The sequence below is a fragment of the Streptomyces sp. NPDC101118 genome, from assembly GCF_044759445.1.
Taxonomy (GTDB): domain Bacteria; phylum Actinomycetota; class Actinomycetes; order Streptomycetales; family Streptomycetaceae; genus Streptomyces.
The window spans coordinates 527,759-545,848 of sequence record NZ_JBIVZG010000003.1; the positions used below are offsets into that span (position 1 = coordinate 527,759).

At 74.0% G+C, this 18,090-nt stretch carries 14 protein-coding genes; 8 read left to right on the forward strand and 6 right to left on the reverse strand.

Features of this window, described 5'->3' with window-relative positions; genetic code table 11:
- Nucleotides 1-36: 36 nt before the first annotated feature.
- The 3 genes from ACIQUQ_RS08290 to ACIQUQ_RS08300 all read right to left on the reverse strand — a co-directional run bounded on the left by ACIQUQ_RS08290 (nt 37) and on the right by ACIQUQ_RS08300 (nt 2,920).
- A complete protein-coding gene (locus tag ACIQUQ_RS08290; RefSeq protein WP_403972910.1) occupies nt 37-1,326 on the reverse strand; it encodes an MFS transporter in 1,290 nt (429 codons plus the stop codon).
- Between the two features lie 238 nt (nt 1,327-1,564).
- Nucleotides 1,565-2,221 (reverse strand): MBL fold metallo-hydrolase, encoded by a 657-nt coding sequence (locus ACIQUQ_RS08295; protein WP_403972643.1) that lies wholly within the window; start codon nt 2,219-2,221, stop codon nt 1,565-1,567.
- A gap of 9 nt (nt 2,222-2,230) precedes the next feature.
- Nucleotides 2,231-2,920, reverse strand: a complete 690-nt coding sequence (locus tag ACIQUQ_RS08300) for a maleylpyruvate isomerase family mycothiol-dependent enzyme (RefSeq protein WP_403972645.1) — start codon at nt 2,918-2,920, stop codon at nt 2,231-2,233.
- 173 nt (nt 2,921-3,093) lie between these two features.
- Here ACIQUQ_RS08300 and uvrA point away from each other — a divergent pair, with 173 nt between their 5' ends.
- Nucleotides 3,094-6,042, forward strand: coding sequence for an excinuclease ABC subunit UvrA (gene uvrA, locus ACIQUQ_RS08305; protein ID WP_403972647.1), 2,949 nt, complete (start codon nt 3,094-3,096; stop codon nt 6,040-6,042).
- A gap of 127 nt (nt 6,043-6,169) precedes the next feature.
- Here the strand turns inward: uvrA and ACIQUQ_RS08310 are convergent, their stop codons facing one another.
- Nucleotides 6,170-6,961 (reverse strand): alpha/beta fold hydrolase, encoded by a 792-nt coding sequence (locus tag ACIQUQ_RS08310; RefSeq protein WP_403972649.1) that lies wholly within the window; start codon nt 6,959-6,961, stop codon nt 6,170-6,172.
- A 102-nt stretch (nt 6,962-7,063) separates the two neighbouring features.
- A complete protein-coding gene (locus ACIQUQ_RS08315) occupies nt 7,064-7,936 on the reverse strand; it encodes a carbohydrate kinase (protein WP_403972651.1) in 873 nt (290 codons plus the stop codon).
- 110 nt (nt 7,937-8,046) lie between these two features.
- Between ACIQUQ_RS08315 and ACIQUQ_RS08320 the strand changes: the two genes are divergently transcribed.
- Entirely contained in the window at nt 8,047-8,472 is a 426-nt protein-coding gene (locus ACIQUQ_RS08320) for a Rieske (2Fe-2S) protein (RefSeq protein ID WP_403972653.1), read from the forward strand.
- 35 nt (nt 8,473-8,507) lie between these two features.
- On the opposite strand, the gene ACIQUQ_RS08325 is transcribed toward ACIQUQ_RS08320, so the two are convergent.
- Nucleotides 8,508-9,464, reverse strand: coding sequence for a hypothetical protein (locus tag ACIQUQ_RS08325; RefSeq protein WP_403972655.1), 957 nt, complete (start codon nt 9,462-9,464; stop codon nt 8,508-8,510).
- A 278-nt stretch (nt 9,465-9,742) separates the two neighbouring features.
- Between ACIQUQ_RS08325 and ACIQUQ_RS08330 the strand changes: the two genes are divergently transcribed.
- From ACIQUQ_RS08330 to whiA, 6 genes are all read left to right on the forward strand, one after another.
- On the forward strand, nt 9,743-10,387 hold the full coding sequence (locus ACIQUQ_RS08330; RefSeq protein ID WP_403972657.1) for a papain-like cysteine protease family protein: 645 nt from the start codon (nt 9,743-9,745) through the stop codon (nt 10,385-10,387).
- Between the two features lie 5 nt (nt 10,388-10,392).
- Nucleotides 10,393-11,298, forward strand: coding sequence for a hypothetical protein (locus ACIQUQ_RS08335; RefSeq protein ID WP_403972913.1), 906 nt, complete (start codon nt 10,393-10,395; stop codon nt 11,296-11,298).
- A 1,651-nt stretch (nt 11,299-12,949) separates the two neighbouring features.
- The gene (gene uvrC / locus ACIQUQ_RS08340; RefSeq protein ID WP_403972660.1) at nt 12,950-14,986 is read left to right on the forward strand and encodes an excinuclease ABC subunit UvrC; all 2,037 of its coding nucleotides are present in this window, start codon (nt 12,950-12,952) and stop codon (nt 14,984-14,986) included.
- Nucleotides 14,983-15,918 carry an RNase adapter RapZ gene (rapZ, locus tag ACIQUQ_RS08345; protein WP_399940169.1) on the forward strand — a complete coding sequence of 312 codons (936 nt, stop codon included), beginning with the start codon at nt 14,983-14,985 and terminating at the stop codon, nt 15,916-15,918. Before uvrC ends, rapZ begins: the two co-directional genes overlap by 4 nt.
- Nucleotides 15,915-17,000 (forward strand): uridine diphosphate-N-acetylglucosamine-binding protein YvcK, encoded by a 1,086-nt coding sequence (gene yvcK / locus ACIQUQ_RS08350; RefSeq protein ID WP_403972662.1) that lies wholly within the window; start codon nt 15,915-15,917, stop codon nt 16,998-17,000. The genes rapZ and yvcK overlap by 4 nt, the downstream gene beginning before the upstream one ends.
- Complete coding sequence (gene whiA / locus ACIQUQ_RS08355; protein WP_399940174.1) at nt 16,991-17,980, forward strand: DNA-binding protein WhiA; 990 nt, start codon at nt 16,991-16,993, stop codon at nt 17,978-17,980. Before yvcK ends, whiA begins: the two co-directional genes overlap by 10 nt.
- Nucleotides 17,981-18,090: the final 110 nt, after the last annotated feature.

Here is an 18,090-nt window from a genome sequence, read left to right on the forward strand (position 1 = left end):
CGCGGGACCCGCGTACGGAGGCCTGCTCCACGAGCCCTATGCGGGGGCGGTCGCTTCGGCCGCCCCCGCGGCGCGTACCGAGGCCGGACGGGTCTCCGGCAGCAGCGCGAAGCAGACCAGGCTCACCAGGCACACCCCGGTCAGATAGGCGGCCACCCCCCAGGGCGGGCCGTCCACGTCCGCCAGCGCCGTGGCCACCAGCGGCGTCACCGCCCCGCCCAGCACCCCGCCCAGGTTGTAGCCCACCGCGGCGCCCGTGCAGCGCACCCGTGGCTCGTACAGCTCCGGCAGGTACGCCGCCACCACCGCGAACATCGTGACCATCGCCATCAGCCCGCCCAGGAAGCCGAGGGTCATCAGCAGCGGCCGCCCGGTCCGCAGCAGCGCGATCAGCGGGAACATCCACACCGTCGCCGCCGCACACCCGATCAGGCACAGCGGGCGCCGGCCGTACCGGTCGCTCAGCATCGCGATGAACGGCGTCGTGGCCCCCTTCAGGGCGACCGCCGTCATGATGCAGGTCAGCATCGTGGTCCGGCTGACGCCCAGCCGCTCCGTCCCGTACGCCAGGGACCACGTGCTCACCGTGTAGAACACGGCGTACCCCACGGACAGCGCGCCCCCGGTCAGCAGCACCAGCCGCCAGTGCCCGCGGAACACCTCGGCCAGCGGCGCGGACGCCCGCGTACCGCTCTCGGCCAGCGCCCGGAACTCCGGGGTCTCCTCCAGAGCGGCCCGCAGCAGCAGCCCGCCGACCGCCAGCACCCCGGCCACCCAGAACGGCACCCGCCAGCCCCAGGACCGGAACTGCGCGTCGGTGAGCACCGCCGACAGGCCCAGCATCACGCCGTTGGCCATCAGGAAGCCGACGGCCGGGCCGATCTGCGGGAAGCTCGTCCACAGCCCGCGCCGCCGCTCCGGCGCGTGCTCCGCGGTGAGCAGCACGGCCCCGCCCCACTCGCCGCCCAGGCCGAAGCCCTGCAGGAAGCGCAGCACGAGGAGCAGCACCGGCGCCCCGACGCCGATGGCGGCGTACGTCGGCAGGAAGCCGATCGCCACGGTCGCGGCGCCGGTCAGCAGCAGGGACGTGAAGAGCACCGGGCGGCGGCCGTACCGGTCGCCGACGTGCCCGAAGACCGCCGAGCCCAGCGGTCTGGCCACGAAGCCGACGCCGAAGGTCGCGAAGGCCGCCAGGGTGCCGGCCAGGGGCGAGAACGTGGGGAAGAAGAGGGGGCCGAGGACCAGGGCGGCGGCGGTGCCGTAGACGAAGAAGTCGTAGAACTCGATGGCCGTCCCCGCGAGGGAGGCCAGGGCGAGGCGGACCATGGGGGGCGAGTGATCGGCGCGCATGGGCCTCCAACTACCGGTTCCGCGCCCGGTTCGCGAGGGGGTGCCGGACAGCTTGACCGGAAGGAGTGCACCCGCCTGGCCCGGTTGACCGGTCGGGCAGGGCCCGTGGCGCGGTGCGGGAGTGCCCGTACGGGGGCCGCGGACAGCGGGGACCGGGCATGCGGAAGGCCCTCCCGCGCGGCGCGGGAGGGCCTTCCGTACGCGGGGGCGGCGGCTACCAGCCGCGCTCGCGCCACTCCGCCAGGTGCGGGCGCTCGGCGCCGAGGGTGGTGTCGTTGCCGTGGCCCGGGTACACCCAGGTCTCGTCCGGGAGGCGGCCGAAAAGCTTCTGCTCGACGTCGTCGATCAGGGACGCGAAGGCCTTCGCGTCGCCCCAGGTGTTGCCGACGCCGCCGGGGAAGAGGCAGTCGCCGGTGAAGACGTGGGGGTGGCCGTGCGGGTCGTCGTAGACGAGGGCGATCGAGCCCGGGGTGTGCCCCACCAGGTGGCGCGCGGTCAGGGAGACCCGGCCGACCGTGATCGTGTCGCCGTCCTCGACGGGCACCTCGGTCGGCACCGGGATGCCCTCGGCGTCGTACCGGCCCGCGTACGTGCGCGCGCCGGTGGCCGCGACCACCTCGGCCAGCGCGCCCCAGTGGTCGCCGTGCTGGTGGGTGGTGACCACGGACGCGATGCCGTCGTCGCCGATCAGGTGGAGCAGGGTCTCCGGCTCCGCCGCGGCGTCGATCAGCAGCTGCTCGTCGGTGGCCCGGCACCGCAGCAGGTAGGCGTTGTTGTTCATCGGGCCCACCGCGACCTTGGAGATCATCAGGTCCGTGAGTTCGTGCACGTCGGCCGGACCGCCGACCTTCACCGCTCCGCTGTACGTCATGTCGGCAGCCTATAGCGGGGGCAGGGCGGGGAGCGTGCCGCCGTCGACGGTGAGCGCCGCGCCCTTGTCGCCGCGGCCCGCCAGCCAGCCGAGGATGTCGGCGGAGGTGCCGCGGACGGTCACCTGGGTGCCCTCCGCGGAGCCGGTGTGCCACCTGCCGCCGTCCGCCGCGACCAGGGCCACGGGCGGCACCTCGGGGCGGCCCGACCAGCGCTCGGCCAGGAACTCGATCTCCCGGGCGGTGAACTCGGCGGGCAGGTCGGCCAGCTCGTAGCCGATGCCCAGGTCGACGTGGTGCAGCTCGACCTCGACCAGGCGGCGGAAGGGGACGCGCGCCGCGCTGTCCGTGACGCCGTTGCGCAGTTCGACCGTGCGGGACCAGTCCGCGGGGACCTCCGTCACGGCCTGCCAGCGGTCCGCGGAATCACGGACGTCCGTCAGCTGTTCTTCCAGAGTGCGTCCCGCATCGCGCTCGATGTCCGCGTCCCGGGCCTCGGCGCTCGCGTACATGGGGCGGCCCTCGAAGACGTTGACGAGGGCGTCCGCGTTGCGGGCGAGGTGGGCCAGGATGTGGCCCCGGGTCCAGCCGGGCAGACGTGACGGCTCGGCGAGGGACGCGTTGTCCAGTTTGGCGACCGCGCTCAGCAGCCGGTCGGTCGCCGCACGTACGGAGTGCAGGTCGTGCACATGATCAATCATGGCGCCGACGATAGCGCCGCCACACCTTCGGGTGAAGGAAGCGTTCGCGCGCCATAAATCGAATGCGCGTGCTATACGCTCGGAAGTCGAACCTCGATACAGCTTCGTGGCACCCCCCATACCCTGGGACGGGGGCCCGTTCCCCCGCTCTCTCTAGAAAGGTGCGGACCGGCGTGACCGACCGTCTCATCGTTCGTGGCGCTCGCGAGCACAACCTGAAGAACGTCTCGCTCGACCTGCCCCGCGACTCGCTCATCGTCTTCACCGGACTCTCCGGGTCGGGCAAGTCCTCCCTCGCGTTCGACACGATCTTCGCCGAGGGGCAGCGCCGCTACGTCGAGTCGCTCTCCTCGTACGCCCGCCAGTTCCTCGGCCAGATGGACAAGCCCGACGTCGACTTCATCGAAGGCCTCTCCCCGGCCGTCTCGATCGACCAGAAGTCCACCTCGCGCAACCCCCGCTCCACGGTCGGCACGATCACGGAGGTGTACGACTACCTCCGTCTGCTGTTCGCCCGCATCGGCAAGCCCCACTGCCCGGAGTGCTCCCGCCCGATCTCCCGGCAGTCTCCGCAGGCCATCGTCGACAAGGTCCTCGCGCTGCCCGAGGGCAGCCGCTTCCAGGTCCTCTCGCCGCTGGTGCGCGAGCGCAAGGGAGAGTTCGTCGACCTCTTCGCCGACCTCCAGACCAAGGGCTACAGCCGCGCCCGGGTCGACGGCACGACCGTCCAGCTCTCCGAGCCGCCGACGCTGAAGAAGCAGGAGAAGCACACCATCGAGGTGGTCGTCGACCGCCTCACCGTCAAGGACAGCGCCAAGCGCCGCCTGACCGACTCCGTCGAGACCGCGCTCGGCCTCTCCGGCGGCATGGTCATCCTCGACTTCGTCGACCTCGCCGAGGACGACCCCGAGCGTGAGCGGATGTACTCCGAGCACCTCTACTGCCCGTACGACGACCTCTCCTTCGAGGAGCTGGAGCCGCGCTCCTTCTCCTTCAACTCGCCCTTCGGCGCCTGCCCCGAGTGCACCGGCATCGGCACGCGCATGGAGGTCGACCCGGAGCTGATCATCCCGGACGAGGAGAAGTCCCTCGACGAGGGCGCGGTCTCGCCCTGGTCGCTCGGCCACACCAAGGACTACTTCGCGCGGCTGGTCGGCGCCCTCGCCGACGAGCTGGGCTTCCGCACCGACATCCCCTGGGCGGGCCTCCCGCAGCGGGCCAGGAAGGCCCTGCTGTACGGGCACAAGACCCAGATCCAGGTGCGGTACCGCAACCGCTACGGCCGCGAGCGCGCGTACACCACGGCCTTCGAGGGCGCGGTGCCCTTCGTCAAGCGGCGGCACTCGGAGGCCGAGAGCGACTCCAGCCGCGAGCGCTTCGAGGGGTACATGCGCGAGGTGCCGTGCCCGACCTGTGAGGGCACGCGCCTGAAGCCGATCGTGCTCGCCGTCACGGTCATGGAGAAGTCGATCGCCGAGGTATCGGCGATGTCGATCAGCGAGTGCGCCGACTTCCTCGGCCGCCTCCGTCTCGACGCCCGCGACAAGAAGATCGCCGAGCGCGTCCTGAAGGAGGTCAACGAACGCCTCCGCTTCCTGGTGGACGTCGGCCTGGACTACCTCTCCCTCAACCGCGCCGCGGGCACCCTCTCCGGCGGCGAGGCCCAGCGCATCCGGCTGGCCACCCAGATCGGCTCCGGCCTCGTCGGCGTGCTCTACGTCCTCGACGAGCCGTCCATCGGCCTGCACCAGCGGGACAACCACCGGCTCATCGAGACCCTGGTCCGGCTCCGCGACATGGGCAACACCCTGATCGTCGTCGAGCACGACGAGGACACCATCAAGGTGGCCGACTGGGTGGTCGACATCGGCCCCGGCGCCGGCGAGCACGGCGGCAAGGTCGTGCACAGCGGCTCCCTCAAGGAGCTGCTGAAGAACGGCGACTCGATGACCGGCCAGTACCTCTCCGGCAAGAAGTCGATCGCCGTCCCGGACGTCCGCCGCCCGGTGAACGGCGAGCGGAAGCTCACCGTGCACGGCGCCAAGGAGAACAACCTCCGGGACATCGACGTGTCCTTCCCGCTCGGGGTGTTCACGGCCGTCACCGGCGTCTCGGGATCCGGCAAGTCCACGCTGGTCAACGACATCCTGTACACGCACCTGGCCCGCGAGCTGAACGGCGCGCGCACGGTGCCCGGCCGCCACACCCGGGTCGCCGGCGACGACCTGGTCGACAAGGTCGTGCACGTCGACCAGTCGCCCATCGGCCGCACCCCGCGGTCCAACCCGGCCACGTACACCGGCGTCTTCGACCACGTCCGCAAGCTCTTCGCCGAGACGATGGAGGCGAAGGTCCGCGGCTACCTCCCCGGCCGCTTCTCCTTCAACGTCAAGGGCGGCCGCTGCGAGAACTGCTCCGGCGACGGCACGATCAAGATCGAGATGAACTTCCTGCCGGACGTGTACGTCCCGTGCGAGGTCTGCCACGGCGCCCGGTACAACCGGGAGACCCTGGAGGTCCACTACAAGGGCAAGTCCATCGCCGAGGTCCTGGACATGCCGATCGAGGAGGCCCTGGACTTCTTCGAGGCCGTCCCGACCATCGCCCGCCACCTGCGCACGCTCAACGAGGTCGGCCTCGGCTACGTCCGCCTCGGCCAGTCCGCGCCGACCCTCTCCGGCGGCGAGGCGCAGCGCGTGAAGCTCGCCTCCGAGCTGCAGAAGCGCTCCACCGGGCGCACGGTCTACGTCCTGGACGAGCCCACCACCGGACTCCACTTCGAGGACATCTCGAAGCTGATCAAGGTGCTCTCCGGGCTGGTCGACAAGGGCAACTCGGTCATCGTCATCGAGCACAACCTGGACGTCATCAAGACCGCCGACTGGGTCATCGACATGGGACCCGAGGGCGGTTACGGCGGCGGCATGGTCGTCGCCGAGGGCACGCCCGAGCAGGTCGCCTCCGTCGGCGCCAGCCACACCGGCAAGTTCCTCCGCGACATCCTCGGTGCCGACCGGGTCTCGGACGCGACGGTGCCGGCGGCACGGTCCGCGAAGAGGGCGGCACCGCGCAAGACGGCCGCGAAGAAGACCGCGGCGGCCTCGCGGGCCAAGAAGAGCTGAGCGGGCGGGTGCCGCGCCCCGGCACCCACCCCGTGAACGCAGATGGGGCCCGGTCCACCACTCGTGTGGACCGGGCCCCGCCGTCGTTCCGTCCTCCGGCCCGGCGGGCCGGCGCGACCGCGCCCCGCTACGCCGCGCGCCGCATGGCCACCCGGGCCATGAAGGGCACCGCGGCCGCCATGACCTGCGACGGCCGGTCCAGCATCGGGTAGTGCCCCGCCTCGTCGATCAGGACCACCTCACCACCGGTGCGCTCCCCGATCCACTCGGCCTCGGTCAGCGGGTCCGGCCCGAAGTGCGGGTCCGTCCCGCCCATCACCACCTGCACCGGCACCGGCAGCGCACCGAGCGCCGCCTCGGCCGGCCCGGCACCCGCCGCGATCATGGCCCGCAGCGCGGCCAGGTGCCCCGGCTGCCGCAACGACTCCGACAGCTCCCGCCGCGCGTCGGCGAAGTCCTCGGGCTTGTCCTTCGGGAACAGCCCGGCCCACTGACGCGTCCACGACCGCACGAACCGCCCGGCCCGCAGCCCCGCGCCCGCCCCGGCCCGGACGAACGGCGCCACCAGCACCAGCCCGCCGAACAGCCCCGGCTCCTCGGCGGCCGCGACCACCGCCGCACCCGCCGCGTTCGAGTGCGCCACGACGAACGCCGGCCCCGCACCCAGGTGCCGCACCAGGGCCCGCAGGTCACCCGCCAGGGCGTCCTGCCCGTACTCCCGCTCACCCGCGGTGGACCCGCCCGACCCGCGCAGGTCACAGGTGACCACCCGGAACCCCGACTCGCCCAGGTCGGGAGCCAGGAACCGGTACGCGGCGCGGGTGTTGCCCAGCCCCGGCACGCACACGACGAGCGGCCCCTCGGCCCCGTTGTCGTCGTACGCGATCCGCCCGCCGTCGTACTCCAGGAATTCCGTCACTGTGGTCCCTTTTCGTTCTGGGGTGCCGTTGCCCGGTCCAAGCGTCGCCGACCGGTGCCGTGATCGTAAACTCCGAAATTTTGCTGGCTTGTTGGCGATCCGTCACAATTCCGCCGCATACGGCGGCTCGGCCCCCGCGCGGGTACAGGTCAGCGCGGCGGCCCGGGCCGCGAAGTCCAGCACGGCAGGCCAGTCCGGCCGTTCGGGATCCGGCGCACCCAACAGCCGGTGCAGCAAGGCCGCGTTCACCGTGTCCCCGGCCCCGATCGTGTCCGCCACCGCCACCCGCCGCGCCGGCACGGAGTGCTCCGCGCCCTCCCGCGTGCGCACCGTCATCCCGTCCGCGCCCCGGGTCAGCACCACCGCGCGGGGCCCCGCCGCCAGCCACTGGTCCACGCTCCCGCCCAGCCAGGCCGCGTCCTCCTCCGAGAGCTTCAGCAGCGAGACGTACGGCAGCCAGCCCAGGAACCGCGCCCGGTACGCATCGGGATCCGCGATCAGCCCCGGCCGGACGTTGGGGTCGAGCAGCGTGAACACCCCGCGCCCGGCCTCCCGGCGCAGCAGCGCCTCGTACGCACCGGCCCCCGGCTCCAGGACCAGGGAACAGGTGCCCAGCGCCAGGCCGCGCACCCCGGACGGCAGCTCGGGAAGGGTGAAGAAACGGTCCGCCGTGCCCTCGGTGTAGAAGCTGTACGCCGCCGAGCCGTCCGGCCCGACCGAGGCCACCGCCAGCGTCGTCGGCTCGGGCCCGCGCTGCACCAGCGAGCAGTCCACCCCCGCCGCCCGCAGCCCGGCCAGCAACTTCTCCCCGAACGCGTCCGTCGAGACCCGCGAGCAGAACGCGACCCGGTCCCCGAGCCGCCCCAGCGCCAGGGCGGTGTTGTACGGCCCGCCGCCCGGGCGGGGCAGCAGGGCCTCCGCGGGCCCGGGCGCGGGCACGAGGTCGATCAGGGCTTCTCCACCGACGACGATCACGGGGCGAACGTATCCCAGACAGCCCCCGCACAGGCAGCGCCGGTATCGTCGGAGGGGTTTCCGCGCCCTCGCGGCCACCGCGACCGCCCCCTGGACCCCCGGGAGACATCATGTCCGCCCAGCCCGCCGCCCGCCGAACCGTGCTGAAGGGCGCCGCCGCGCTCGCGGGTGCCGCCGGCGCCGGCATCTCGCTCGCCGCCTGCTCCACCGAGGCCGGCAGCACCGTCGACGCCGAGAAGCCCAGCGAGCCCCTGGACCTGGGAGCCGCGGAGGCCGTGCCGGTCGGCGGCGCGAAGCTGTTCCGCGAGCAGCGGCTGCTGGTCAGCCAGCCGTCGGCGGGGCAGTACCGGGCCTTCAGCGCCAAGTGCACCCACGCGGGCTGCATCCTGGACAAGATCGAGAACGGCGAGGGCAACTGCCCCTGCCACATGAGCCGCTTCGACGTCGCGACGGGCAAGGTGCTCTCCGGACCCGCCCCGAGCCCGCTGCCCGAGATCCCGGTGAAGGTCGAGGGCGGCAAGCTCATCGCGGGCTGAGGCCGCCGGGGGCGGGCGGGAGTGGCTGCCGCCCGCTACTCCCAGTCCCAGCCGATGCCCAGGATCCCGCGCCGTACGCCGGTCTCCACCAGGTGCACGGCGCGGTGCCGCCCGCTCGGGGTCAGGTCCGCGACCTCGCCGCGCGGCGCGCCCGGGCCGGACTGGCTGAACCGCCGGCAGCGCACCGGCAGCGCGGCCTCGTCGAAGCGGACCTGGAGCACGTACTGGCCGCCCGCGTAGCTGAAGCCCCGCAGGTACTCGCTGCTGCGGCCGCCGGTGCCGTCCTCGAAGCCGTACCCGAAGAGGTACGTGTCCCCGGAACGCAGCCGCGCGTCGAACAGCAGCTCCGCCACCACCACACCGGTCTCCCGGTGCCAGCGCACCCGCCCGGTCCGGCAGTTCTCCTGGGCCCGCACCTCCACCTGCGCCGGGTCGCAGCCCGGGTCCCCGTGGTGGATCGCCAGGTAGCGGTCGACCCCGTCGCGGTGGGCCCGCACCACGTGCTGGGAGTCGCGGCCGCTCAGCTCGCACCCCGCCCCGATCCGCACGCGCTCGTGGTGGCCCACCGTGTGCAGGCCGCCGTCCGCGGGCCACTCCAGCTCTGCCAGCAGCCGCTCGACCGCATCCCCGGCCGCCAGCAGCGCGGGGTACGGGCGGGCCGTCGGCCGGCCCGGCTCCGTACGCGCCCCGGCCGGCAGCAGCAGCCGGGTCAGCGCGCCCGACGGCAGCTCCAGGATCGTCTCCAGCGCCCGCACCGCCTTGAGCGACTCGGGGCGCTGCGGGCGCCGGGCGCCCTGCTGCCAGTAACTGAGGCTGGTCACCCCGACCTTGATGCCCCGGGACGCCAGCCGGTGCTGGACGCGGTGCAGGGGGAGACCGCGCGCGGCGAGCGCGGCGCGCAGGGCGAGGTGGAAGGGGCCCGCGCGGAGCAGTTGCGCGAGCTCACCCGCCGCGGCCCCCGTATCGCCCCCGGGGTCGCTGGTGCGCCGCATTGGCGACTCCTCTGTGAATGTTCACGCCTGGTGGGACGAAGGTTCCACCGGTGGCGCCCGGGTTCCTGGTCGACGGAGGCCGGGCGTTCACATCGCAGCGTCACCGTTCACACTGCAATGTCACCTGGCATTGAACCGTGTTGACCTGATCGCGACAACACCTGATGCTCCTCCACAGCGTCCGGACGCGCTCCTCCATCCCCACACCCCCCGGGCCCCGCCGACCGGTTGCCGCCGGACGGCGGGGCCCGGGGGATCCCCACTCCGGGAGGAACGCGATGCGCAACAGAAACGGGCGGCTGTCCCTGGCCGCCCTCGTCACCGCCCTGCTGGTCGCCCTGCCCGCCGGCCCCGCCTCCGCCACGGCGGCCGCCGGCCCGCAGGACGACGTACGGGCGAGCAGGTCCGTACCGACGGCCCCGGGCAGTCCGGCGGCCGCCCTCGCCTACAAGCGGCTGAACATCACCATGCAGGCCCAGCAGAAGACCAACTGGTGCTGGGCGGCCTCCGGCAACACGATCGCCACCTGGTTCGGCCGGAACTACTCCCAGAACCAGTTCTGCAACGCCGCCTTCAACCGCCAGCAGGGGTACGACTGCCCCAACTCGCAGGCCACGCTCGGCAACGTCCAGACCGCCCTCGACTGGGCCGGCATCAGCTCCGGCTCGTACGTGAACGGCTGGCTGCGCTACTCCACCGTCCAGAACGAGATCAACTACAACCGGCCGGTCGAGACCCGCATCCAGTGGTCGAGCGGCGGCGGCCACATGCACGTGGTCTACGGCTACGACGACGCCAACAGCTGGGTCTACTGGGGCGACCCGTGGCCGTCCAGCGACCGCTACAACTGGGCCTCCCACGCCTGGTACGTGAACAACAACTCCTTCTCCTGGACCCACTCGCTCTACCGGATCGGGGCGTGAGCAGCATGACCGTCCGTGCCACTGCCACTGCCACCGCCCTGACCGGTGCCGTCGCCGCGGCCCTGCTGGCCCTCGCCCCGCAGGCGCAGGCCGCCGCCCCCCAGCCGCCCGGTGCGCCGGCCGCCGTGCCGGCCGCCGTGCCGGCCTCCGCGGAGAGCCTGGCCGCCGCCCGGGCCGCGGCCGCCGCGCCGGCCACGCTCTCCACCCTGTCCCGGTTCTTCTCCCGCGAGGGCAAGCTCTCGGCGGCGGCCGCCGAGCCGCGCGTCGAGGGCGGGACGCTCGCCGTGCACTACCTGTCGCCCGAGTTCGTGGCGGGCCGGGCCGGCGCGCCGGTCGCCCGGGTCGAGTTCCTGGCCAGCAAGGCCGTCGCCGCAGACGGGCAGCTCGCCTCGCTGTGGACCGCGCCGGTGGGCGGGGCCTGGCAGGTGGTGAACATCGCCACCGGCGACGACGAGTTCCGCTACGCCGCCGCGGGGGCCCGGGCCCTGCCGGGCGGGTTGGTCTTCCGCGAGCCGCAGATCGACGCGTGGTACGTGGCCAAGGGGGCGAAGGTGCTCCCGCTCGACCCGGACGCGGTACGGGCCGTGGGCGCCCGGGGCACCACGCTCGCCGCGTACGGGGCGCGGGTGAGGGCCGCCTACGGCGCCAAGCTGCCGGGGTCCGCGTACGCGAGGTCCGGCCAGGCCGGCGGCTACGCGGCCGCGGCGTCCCCGCGTGCCGACGGTCACGCGGCCGCGCGGTCTGCGGGTGCCGGCGGTGACGTGGCTGCGCGGTCTGCGGGTGCCGGCGTTCACGAGGCCGTGCGGTCTGCGGGGGCCGGACGTGACGTGGCCGTGCCGGCGGCCGGTGGGCTCGCCGGCGCGGCGGCCCTCGCTGCGGTCTGGCTCGTCCGGCGCCGCCGGATCGCCTGACGGCGCCGGCCGCCATCTGCGGGGCGCGCCCCACCCCATGGGCCGCGCCCCGTACCCCCGCGGGAGCCGGCGCCCTCACCGCCGCCCCCGCGGGGCTCCGCCCCGGCCCGCGTCGGGCCCCGCACGCGGCCCCCGCGCACTGCAGCTCCCATCTCCCCGCCCCGCCCTTCCTCCGTTCCCCGGGGCTGTGCCCCGGACCCGCGGGCTGTGCCCCGAACTGTGCCTGCGTCCGGCCTCGTAGGTGGCGGCTACGGCCGGCTGCCTTCTCCCCGCCCCGCCTTTGCTCCGCTCCCGGGGGCTGTGCCCCGGACCCGCGGGCTGTGCCCCGAACTGTGCCTGCGTCCGGCCTCGTAGGTGGCCGCTACGCGGCAGGCTGCCTCCTCCTCGAGCCGCCCTTGCTCCGCTCCCGGGCGCTGTGCCCCGCACCCGCGGGGCTGCGCCCCCTGTGCCTGCGCCCGGCCCTGTCGGTGGTCGCCGGGCCGCCGGCGGCCTTCTCCCCGCCCCGCCCTTCCACCGTTCCCCGGGCGCTGCCCGGACCCTTCGGGGGCTCCGCCCCCAGGCCCCCGCTCCTCAAACGCCGGAGAGGCTGTGGAGGCGGGGTGCGGCCCCGGGACCCAGGTTCCCCAGGCGCACTCAGGGGGGCCGGGGCGCAGTCGGTGTGCACGCTGGGGCCGCGTACGGGGTCGGCGCAGACGGGGGTCCGGGGCGGAGCCCCGGGGAACGGAGGAAGGGCGGGTCGGGGAACCTGTACCGCCCCGGGGCCCACGGCCTTGCCCGGCCCCCGTCCATGCCCGGCCCCCGTCCATGCCCGGCCCGGGCCCCCGCCGGGTCCCGCCCCCCGACCCGAGGCTCCGTCCCGGATCCGGCCGCGTCCCGCCCCAGGACCCAGGCTCTGCCGCGGATCCCGCCCCGGCTCCGCCCCCGGATCCCCGCTGGGTCCCGTCGCAAGGGCCGGGGTCTGCGCCCGCATCCCTGCCGGGTCCCGCCCCAGGGGCCGGGCTCCGCCGTGGACCCCGCCCCGGGTTCCGCCCCCCGGTCTCCGCTGGGTCCCGTCCCAGGGTCCGGGCTCCGCCCCCGGATCCCCGCCGGGTCCCGCCCCCCCCCGGACCCGAGGCTTTGTGCCGGACCCTGCCGGGTTCCGCCCGAGGGTCCGGGTTCTGCCCCCGGTCCCCGCTGGATCCCGTCCCAGGGTCCGGGTTCTGTCCCCGGATCCTCGCCGGGTCCCGCCCCCCGGACCCGAGGCTTTGTGCCGGACCCTGCCGGGTTCCGCCCGAGGGTCCGGGTTCTGCCCCCCGGTCCCCGCTGGATGCCGCCCCAGGGTCCGGGTTCTGTCCCCGGATCCCGGCTGGGCTCCGCCCTAGGGCAGGGGCCCGCCCCCGGATCCCCGTCGGGCGGCTCCCGGACGCGAGGCGCCGCCCCCGCCCCCCCGCCCCCCCCGCCCGACCCCCCGCCCGGCTCCGCCCCTCGGCCCGGGCCGTGTTCCCGGCATGCCCGCGCCCCCTCGCGGGCAGCGCTCCGTACCCCCGCCCCCGGCGCCTGCCGGACCCCGTTGCCCCGGCGCAGCCGTGGCCGCCGGGCGGTGTTCGTGGAGCCCTCTCCACCCCCTGCCGAATGGGCCGGGATGTCGGTGCCCGCCAGTAGGGTGGAGGGCATGGCCGACCCCTCCAGCTACCGCCCCGCGCCGGGCCAGGTTCCCGACTCGCCCGGTGTCTACCGGTTCCGTGACGAGCACCGCCGGGTGATCTACGTCGGGAAGGCCAAGAGCCTGCGCCAGCGGCTCGCCAACTACTTCCAGGACGTGGCCGGCCTGCACCCCCGCACCGCCACGATGGTCACCACCGCCGCCTCCGTCGAGTGGACCGTGGTCTCCACCGAGGTCGAGGCGCTCCAGCTGGAGTACTCCTGGATCAAGGAGTACGACCCCCGCTTCAACGTCAAGTACCGCGACGACAAGAGCTATCCGTCCCTCGCGGTGACGCTCGGCGAGGAGTACCCCCGCGTCCAGGTCATGCGCGGCCCCAAGAAGAAGGGCGTGCGCTACTTCGGCCCCTACGCACACGCCTGGGCCATCCGCGAGACCGTCGACCTCATGCTGCGGGTGTTCCCCGTCAGGACCTGCTCCGCCGGCGTGTTCAAGCGTTCCGCGCAGATCGGCCGGCCCTGCCTGCTCGGCTACATCGGCAAGTGCTCCGCCCCCTGCGTCGGCCGGATCACCCCGGAGGACCACCGCGAACTGGCCGAGGAGTTCTGCGACTTCATGGCCGGCCGCACCGGCACCTACCTCTCCCGCCTCGAGAAGCGGATGCACGAGGCCGCCGAGGAGATGGAGTACGAGAAGGCCGCCCGCCTGCGCGACGACATAGGGGCGCTCCGCCGGGCCATGGAGAAGAACGCCGTCGTCCTGGCCGACGCCACCGACGCCGACCTGATCGCCGTCGCCGAGGACGAGCTGGAGGCGGCCGTCCAGATCTTCCACGTCCGCGGCGGCCGCGTGCGCGGCCAGCGCGGCTGGGTCACCGACAAGGTCGAGGCGGTCGACACCGCAGGACTCGTCGAGCACGCGCTCCAGCAGCTGTACGGCGAGGAGCACGGCGAGGGCGTCCCCAAGGAGGTCCTGGTCCCCGCCCTGCCAGAGGACTCCGCCGCCGTCGCCCAGTGGCTCGCCGAGCACCGCGGCTCCCAGGTCAGCCTGCGCATCCCGCAGCGCGGCGACAAGAAGGACCTGATGGAAACGGTCCGGCGGAACGCGGTGCAGTCGCTCGCCCTGCACAAGACCAAGCGCGCCAGCGACCTGACGACCCGCTCCCGCGCCCTGGAGGAGATCGCGGAGGCGCTGGAGCTGGACAGCGCACCCCTGCGCATCGAGTGCTTCGACATCTCCCACCTCCAGGGGGACGACGTCGTGGCCTCCATGGTCGTCTTCGAGGACGGGCTGGCCCGCAAGAGCGAGTACCGCCGCTTCCAGGTGAAGGGGCGTGTCGGAGACACGCAGGTCTGGCACGGCGCCGGGCAGGACGACGTGCGGTCCATGCACGAGGTGGTGTCCCGGCGGTTCCGGCGCTACCTCCAGGAGAAGCTGAAGACGGGGGAGTGGAGCCCCGAGGACGGCGACGACCCGCAGCCGGAGGACGACGGCAGGCCGAAGCGCTTCGCGTACCCGCCCCAGCTCGTCGTGGTCGACGGCGGCCGCCCGCAGGTCGAGGCCGCACAGCGGGCCCTCACGGAGCTCGGCATCGACGACGTGGCCGTCTGCGGCCTGGCCAAGCGGCTGGAGGAGGTCTGGCTGCCCGGCGAGGACGACCCGGTGGTGCTGCCCCGCACCAGCGAGGGCCTCTACCTCCTCCAGCGGGTACGTGACGAGGCTCACCGCTTCGCCATCCAGTACCAGCGCAACAAGCGCGGCAAGCGCCTGAAGGCGGGCCCCCTGGACGACGTACCCGGCCTGGGGGAGAGCCGCAAGCTGGCGCTGATCAAGCACTTCGGTTCGGTGAAGAAGCTGCGACAGGCGACAATCGACCAGATCTGCGAGGTCCCGGGCATAGGACGCAAGACGGCCGAGACCGTGGCCGTGGCCCTCGCCCGGGCGGCCCCCGCGGCTCCTGCCGTGAACACCGCGACAGGAGAGATCATTGAGGACGAGACCCCCGCGCCCGCGGGGACCTCGGCCGAACGGGGGACGGAGCAATGAACGCACACGACCGAGACGGAGCACAGGTGAGTACGGGCACGAGCGTGGAGGCGGGTGAAGCCGCCGAGGCGGCCATCCCCGAGCTGGTGATCATCTCCGGCATGTCCGGAGCCGGCCGCAGTACGGCCGCGAAGTGCCTGGAGGACCTCGGCTGGTTCGTGGTCGACAACCTGCCGCCCGCGCTGATCCCCACCATGGTGGAGCTCGGCGCCCGCTCGCAGGGGAACGTCGCCCGCATCGCCGTCGTCGTCGACGTCCGCGGCCGCCGCTTCTTCGACAACCTCCGCGAGTCGCTCGCCGACCTCGACGGCCGCGGCGTCACCCACCGGGTCGTCTTCCTGGAGTCCTCGGACGACGCGCTGGTCCGCCGCTTCGAGTCGGTCCGCCGGCCGCACCCCCTCCAGGGCGACGGCCGCATCGTCGACGGCATCGCCGCCGAGCGCGACCTGCTGCGCGAGCTGCGCGGCGACGCCGACCTGGTGATCGACACCTCCAGCCTCAACGTCCACGAGCTGCGCGCCAAGATGGACGCCCAGTTCGCCGGGGACGAGGAGCCGGAGCTGCGCGCCACCGTCATGTCCTTCGGCTACAAGTACGGCCTGCCCGTCGACGCCGACCTCGTCGTGGACTGCCGCTTCCTGCCCAACCCGCACTGGGTCCCGGAGCTGCGCCCCTTCACCGGCCTCAACGAGGAGGTGTCGGGCTACGTCTTCAACCAGCCCGGCGCCAAGGAGTTCCTCGACCGGTACGCCGAGCTGCTCCAGCTCATCGCCACCGGCTACCGCCGCGAGGGCAAGCGGTACGTGACCATCGCGGTGGGCTGCACGGGCGGCAAGCACCGCAGCGTGGCCATGTCCGAGAAGCTCGCCGCCCGCCTCGCCTCCGAGGGAGTCGAGACCGTCGTCGTACACCGGGACATGGGGCGCGAGTGACCGGCCGTAGCCTCCGGCTGCGGCGTCTGCGGCGGATCACGCCCGGGCTCGGCGAGGACGCCGCCCGGGCCCGCCGCAGGCGCGGCGCACAGCCCAAGGTCGTCGCGCTCGGCGGCGGCATGGGCCTGTCCGCCTCGCTCGCCGCGCTGCGGCGGATCACCGGCGACCTGACGGCCGTCGTGACCGTCGCCGACGACGGCGGCTCCAGCGGCCGGCTCCGCGAGGAGCTGGGCGTGCTGCCGCCGGGCGACCTGCGCAAGGCCCTCGCGGCGCTGTGCGGGGACGACGACTGGGGCCAGACCTGGGCGCGGGTCATCCAGCACCGCTTCGCCAGCAAGGGCGAGATGCACGGCCACGCCGTGGGCAACCTGCTGATCGTCGCCCTCTGGGAGCAGCTGGGCGACCACGTCAGCGCCCTCGACCTGGTCGGGCGGCTGCTGGGGGCGCAGGGCCGGGTGCTGCCCATGTCGGCCGTGCCGCTGGAGCTCCAGGCCCTGGTCAGGGGGCACGACCCGGACCGGCCGAACGACGTGGACGTGGTGCGCGGGCAGGCCACGGTGGCCCTGACGCCCGGCGAGGTGCAGTCCGTGCACGTCGTGCCGCACGACCCGCCGGCGGTGCCGGAAGCGGTCGAGGCGGTCCTCGACGCGGACTGGGTGGTGCTGGGTCCGGGGTCCTGGTTCTCGTCCGTGATCCCGCACCTGCTGGTGCCGCAGCTGCTCGACGCGCTGGTCGAGACCAAGGCCCGGCGGGTGCTGTCGCTGAACCTCGCCCCGCAGCCCGGGGAAACCGATGGCTTCTCACCGCAGCGTCATTTGGAGGTTTTGGCACGACACGCCCCTAAACTCGCCCTGGACGTGGTGCTGGCCGACCAGGCTGCCGTACCCGACCGCGAGTCCCTCGCCGATGCCGCCAAGCGGTTCGGTGCCGCGGTCGAACTGGCTCCTGTGGCGGCGCGGCCTGGGGGCAGCTCCCAGGCCGACGGCTCCGGGGGTGCCTCTGCCAGGCACGACCCCGAGCTGCTGGCGGCCGCGTACGACCGTATTTTTCGGATGCATGGAAGGATCGGCCCATGGCGATGACGCCTGCGGTGAAGGACGAGATCTCCCGTCTCCCCGTCACCCGCACCTGCTGCAGGAAGGCGGAGGTCTCGGCGATCCTGCGCTTCGCGGGCGGGCTGCACCTGGTGAGCGGCCGCATCGTGATCGAGGCGGAGCTGGACACCAGCTTCGCGGCGCGCCGGCTGAAGAAGGACATCCTGGAGATCTTCGGGCACAGCTCGGAGCTGATCGTGATGGCGCCCGGCGGGCTGCGCCGCGGCTCGCGCTTCGTGGTCCGCGTGGTCGCCGGCGGCGACCAGCTGGCCCGCCAGACCGGCCTGGTCGACGGCCGCGGGCGGCCCATCCGGGGCCTGCCCCCGCAGGTGGTCTCCGGGGCCACCTGCGACGCGGAGGCGGCCTGGCGCGGCGCCTTCCTCGCGCACGGCTCGCTCACCGAGCCCGGCCGTTCCTCCTCGCTGGAGGTGACCTGCCCGGGTCCGGAGGCGGCCCTGGCCCTGGTCGGCGCGGCGCGCCGGCTGTCCATCGCCGCCAAGGCCCGCGAGGTCCGCGGGGTGGACCGGGTGGTCGTCCGCGACGGCGACGCCATCGGCGCCCTGCTCACCCGGCTCGGCGCGCACGAGTCGGTGCTGGCCTGGGAGGAGCGGCGGATGCGCCGCGAGGTGCGGGCCACCGCCAACCGGCTGGCCAACTTCGACGACGCCAACCTGCGCCGCTCGGCGCGGGCCGCCGTGGCCGCCGGGGCGCGGGTCCAGCGCGCTCTGGAGATCCTCGGCGAGGAGGTGCCCGAGCACCTCGCCGCCGCCGGCCGGCTGCGGATGGAGCACAAGCAGGCCTCCCTGGAGGAGCTGGGCGCGCTCGCCGACCCGCCGCTGACCAAGGACGCGGTGGCCGGCCGGATCCGCCGGCTGCTGGCCATGGCCGACAAGCGGGCGCAGGACCTGGGCATCCCGGGCACCGAGTCGAACCTCACCGAGGAGATGGCCGACAACCTGGTCGGCTAGGCGCGCCGGACGGTACGGGTCCCGGCCGGCGGTCGCGTACGCACGCGACCGCCGGCACCGGCCCCGCCCCGTACGCCGCGCCCCGTAGGCCCCGCGCCGGCCGCCCCGTA

Excerpts from the sequence above, each read along its gene's own strand:
- ACIQUQ_RS08325 (WP_403972655.1), bottom strand. The coding sequence starts at position 9,464 with ATGCGGCGCACCAGCGACCCCGGGGGCGATACGGGGGCCGCGGCGGGT.
- rapZ (WP_399940169.1), top strand. The coding sequence starts at position 14,983 with ATGAACGCACACGACCGAGACGGAGCACAGGTGAGTACGGGCACGAGC.
- ACIQUQ_RS08290 (WP_403972910.1), bottom strand. The coding sequence starts at position 1,326 with ATGGTCCGCCTCGCCCTGGCCTCCCTCGCGGGGACGGCCATCGAGTTC.
- whiA (WP_399940174.1), top strand. The coding sequence starts at position 16,991 with ATGGCGATGACGCCTGCGGTGAAGGACGAGATCTCCCGTCTCCCCGTC.
- ACIQUQ_RS08335 (WP_403972913.1), top strand. The coding sequence starts at position 10,393 with ATGACCGTCCGTGCCACTGCCACTGCCACCGCCCTGACCGGTGCCGTC.
- ACIQUQ_RS08320 (WP_403972653.1), top strand. The coding sequence starts at position 8,047 with ATGTCCGCCCAGCCCGCCGCCCGCCGAACCGTGCTGAAGGGCGCCGCC.
- ACIQUQ_RS08300 (WP_403972645.1), bottom strand. The coding sequence starts at position 2,920 with ATGATTGATCATGTGCACGACCTGCACTCCGTACGTGCGGCGACCGAC.
- uvrC (WP_403972660.1), top strand. The coding sequence starts at position 12,950 with ATGGCCGACCCCTCCAGCTACCGCCCCGCGCCGGGCCAGGTTCCCGAC.
- ACIQUQ_RS08330 (WP_403972657.1), top strand. The coding sequence starts at position 9,743 with ATGCGCAACAGAAACGGGCGGCTGTCCCTGGCCGCCCTCGTCACCGCC.
- ACIQUQ_RS08295 (WP_403972643.1), bottom strand. The coding sequence starts at position 2,221 with ATGACGTACAGCGGAGCGGTGAAGGTCGGCGGTCCGGCCGACGTGCAC.